We start from the raw sequence: 3680 nt of genomic DNA, 5'->3' as shown, positions 1-3680 counted from the left end.
GTTCAATGTCGGGCTCGCCGGCTTCGTCGCCATCGGCGCCTACACCTCGGCCTTGCTGACCACGCCCGACGATGCCGCACGCGTGGGCGGCTTCGGCCTGCCGATCCTGGCCGGCTGGCTTGGCGCCATGGTCGTCGGCGGTATTGCCGCCGCGCTGACCGGCATCGCCACACTGCGTCTCAGGTCCGACTATCTTGCGATCACCACATTCGGGGTCGCCGTCGTCGTGCAACTGGTCGCGCTCAACGCACAAAAGCTCACCGGCGGCCCGTTCGGCATCGGCTTCATTCCGCGCCCCTTCGGCAGCCTCGCCGAGACCCCATTGCTGTTCAACCTCTCCAACCTTGCCATCGTCTGCGCGGTCACGCTGATCGTCTATCTGGCCCTGGAGCACCTGTCGCGCAGCCCGTGGGGGCGGGTGCTGAAGGCGCTGCGCGAGGACGAACGCGCGGCGATCTCGCTCGGCAAGAGCGCGCGCTTCTACCGGGTCCAGGCTTTTGCCGTCGGCGGCGCCGTCATGGCGCTGGCCGGCGCGTTGCAAGCGCATTTTACCGGTTTCATCGCGCCCGACAATTACCTGCCGATCCTGACCTTCCAGGTCTGGGTGATGCTGATCGTCGGCGGCTCGGGCAGCAATACCGGCGCCGTCGTCGGCAGCATCCTGGTGTGGGCGATATGGGCAGGATCGGGCACCATGACCAGCATCCTGTTCTCGCCCGAGCAGCAGGCACGCGCCGCTTCGCTGCAAATCGTCGCCATCGGCGTGATGCTGTGCGTCATCCTCCTGGTCCGGCCGAACGGCCTGTTCGGTGAACGGCCGCGGCGAATGCGCTTCGGCAAGCGAGCGAAGGCCACCGCCAGCGAGAGGTCCTGAACCCAATGGCGCGACAGGAAGCGCTTTCGTTGTGGCACGCGGTCAGTCGCGATCGCCTTCCCCGGCCAGCGCTGGAAGACAGGCTCGATGTCGACCTTGCCATCGTCGGCGGCGGCTTTACCGGTGTTTCGACGGCCCTGCATGCCGCCGCCAAAGGTCTTTCGGTGGCTGTCCTCGAAGCCGAAATCATCGCTTGGGGGGCGACCGGCCGTAATGCAGGCTTCGTCGTGCCGAACTTCGCCAAGATGGATCCGGACGCCATATCCGCGCATCTCGGCCCCCAGCGCGGCGAGCGGCTGATCGAATTCGCCGCCGGCAGCGCCGACCTCGTCTTCGGCCTCGTAGAGCGGCATGACATCGCCTGCGACGCCGTGCAGAACGGCTGGATACAGGCGGCGCACTCATGGGCTGCTCTCGAAAAAATCCGATCCCGCGCGAGGCAATGGGCGGAGCGCGGCAGGCCGGCCGTGATGCTGGACCCCCAGCAGACCGAGGCGTTGACCGGTGCCTGTGGTTATGCCGGCGGTTGGATGGACCACTCGGGCGGGGTGCTCAATCCGGTCGAATTCGCGCGCGGCTTGGCCGATGCCGCCGAAAAGGCCGGCGCGCGGATTTTCGAGCACACGCGCGTCACATCGATCGACCGTGCGTCCGACGGCTGGACGCTGAAGACGCCTTCGGGTTCACTGCGTGCCGGCAAGGTGCTGATCGCCACCAACGCCTATGGCGGAGGGCTCAACCCGACACTGCGGCGGACCTATTTCCCGCTGAAGGTTTTCCAGATCGCGACACAGCCCTTGCCCCCGAAGGCGCGCCAGCGCCTGCTGCCAGGCGGCCAGGGTTTTTCCGACACCAGACGCAATCTCATCACCTTCCGCTTCGATGCCCAGAACCGGCTGATCAGCGGCGGCATGCATGTGGTGAGCGCGGGCGCCGACGGGCGCGTGCCGCAAATACTCTGGCGGCGAATAGCGCGGTGTCTGGAGCTGCCTGACCTGCCGCCGCTTGAGTATAGTTGGTCGGGGATCGCCGCCGTCGAACCGGATTTCCTGCCGCATCTGATCGACCTCGGCCCAAGTCTGATCGCCGCGCGCGCCTGCAACGGGCGCGGCATCGCCATGACCACGGCCATGGGCAAGGTGCTGGCCGACTGGGCGGCCGGGACAGAAGCGCGGAGCCTACAGCTGCCATTCGCGCCGGCAGCGCCGATCCCGTTCCACGGCCTGCTGCGCTATGCGCCCAACATGCTGTTGCCGTGGAGCATGCTGCGCGACCGGCTGGATCGGACTGGGTAGGGGAGGTTCCGACGGTCGCGGTGATCGCGACCTCGTCGCCGACTTTGATGCTGCCCTTCGCGCTACGCTAGCCGCAGCTGGCTGCGCATCCGCCGGATCGAGGCGTTCACCGCCTTTCTCGAGGCGGGCAACCGGAAGGCCTCCGACGTGATCGAGATATCGCCCGGCTGGACCGCTATTGGAAGGCGACCTGTCCGAACTATCGCTCGGTCGACTTCCCCGACTTCAAGCTCTCCCGCGGCAGCACCGACGAGCAAATCTCCGTCGTCATCGCCGACCAGGGGCTGGATCATGTGCAGCGGCCGACGCCGGCGTCGTTTCCAGCATCGTCTTGCGGCCGAAGCGCTGGACGACGAAACGGCCAGCCTTCTGGCCCGGAATCTCGATCAGGTTATAGGTGATCCAAGACAGCAGGCTAACCGTTGGCAGGACAATGAGAAGGACGATCGCGAAGCGAAGCGGCGCCACCAGATCGTGGCCATATTGCGTGATGACGAAAGCCGCGACCGGTTGGAGAACCAACAGATGGATCAGGTAGATGCTGAAGGAAAGCTCTCCCATCAGATGAAAGAACCGGTTGCCGAGCGTCGTGGCTATCCTTGCTGCCACGACGCCCGCCATTCCCGGCAGCATCCGATAGAGAACAAGAGCAAAGAAGCCCATCACCAGCACTTCGCGCATCAGCAGCTTTCCCGGCCCATATTCGCCGCCATAGGGCAGCGCCCCCAACAGCATGGCCAACGCCAGATAGAGAATGGGCCGTGGCCGGCTCTGATGCAGAACGCCGGCCAAAAGCATCCCGCACAGGAATACCTGCATCTTCAGCGCCAGGAACGACGGCATCGGAAAATGCACCGACATCTGCCCCATCGCAAACACGACGAGGCCGCCGAGCGCCGCCATCAGCACGGCGCTCCGTATCCAGTCGAGCCTGCGGACAAGCAGCATGACGGCCGGAAAGACCGCGTAAAACTGCATCTCCAGCCCCAGGCTCCAGTCGGGAAGCGGCGTGCGGTAGGCGAAATTCGGCAATAGGCCAAACAGGAACAGAAGATGGGCGACGATGTTCTTCAGGCCGCTGTCGAGGTAACGCTCGGGCGCCTGATGCGATCTCAGCAGGAAGTCGTCGATGACCGTCCTGGATTCGTAGAGATAGGGCCCGAGCGCCAGCGCCAGGAAAAGCATGACATAGAACAGCGGCGCTATCCTGAAATAGCGGCGTGTCCAGAATTTCAGCCAGGTCTCCGGACTTTGCCAAGGCTCCCTGTCCTGGCGAAGCTGGTAGTGGAACACCATCAGGAAACCGGACAGCATGATGAACAGATCAACGCCGAGATCCGGTTCGCCCAGGATCGGAACACGCCAGCCGGTCAGAAGCAGACAGTGCCCGACAAGCACCCACATCGCGGCAAGCGCCCGAAGCCCGTCCAGGCATTCGACACGGGATCGGGTCATGCTAACTCCTTGAGAGCGGGAGCTTCAGCAATGCAAATCGTTCATCAAGGCAGGCC

The 3680-nt window shown here is 64.6% G+C and carries 3 protein-coding genes; 2 read left to right on the top strand and 1 reads right to left on the bottom strand.

All coding sequences use genetic code 11. From position 1 onward, the window contains the following. The coding region (locus EOA33_RS28000; protein ID WP_145989314.1) for a branched-chain amino acid ABC transporter permease at positions 1-874 on the top strand (874 nt) is incomplete at its 5' end. A gap of 5 nt (positions 875-879) precedes the next feature. After that, positions 880-2169, top strand: a complete 1290-nt coding sequence (locus tag EOA33_RS27995; RefSeq protein ID WP_190234391.1) for an FAD-dependent oxidoreductase — start codon at positions 880-882, stop codon at positions 2167-2169. A gap of 267 nt (positions 2170-2436) precedes the next feature. Here the strand turns inward: EOA33_RS27995 and EOA33_RS27985 are convergent, their stop codons facing one another. Beyond that, positions 2437-3624 carry an acyltransferase gene (locus EOA33_RS27985; RefSeq protein ID WP_127407113.1) on the bottom strand — a complete coding sequence of 396 codons (1188 nt, stop codon included), beginning with the start codon at positions 3622-3624 and terminating at the stop codon, positions 2437-2439. Positions 3625-3680: the final 56 nt, after the last annotated feature.

The sequence above is a fragment of the Mesorhizobium sp. M4A.F.Ca.ET.050.02.1.1 genome (genome assembly GCF_003997725.1).
Taxonomy (GTDB): Bacteria; Pseudomonadota; Alphaproteobacteria; order Rhizobiales; family Rhizobiaceae; genus Mesorhizobium.
Note: the sequence above shows the minus strand (reverse complement) of the source record. Positions and strands in the feature narration are given on the sequence as shown.

What these genes read in the sequence shown, in the direction of transcription:
- EOA33_RS27995 (WP_190234391.1), top strand. Translation starts at nt 880, where the DNA reads ATGGCGCGACAGGAAGCGCTTTCGTTGTGGCACGCGGTCAGTCGCGAT.
- EOA33_RS27985 (WP_127407113.1), bottom strand. Translation starts at nt 3,624, where the DNA reads ATGACCCGATCCCGTGTCGAATGCCTGGACGGGCTTCGGGCGCTTGCC.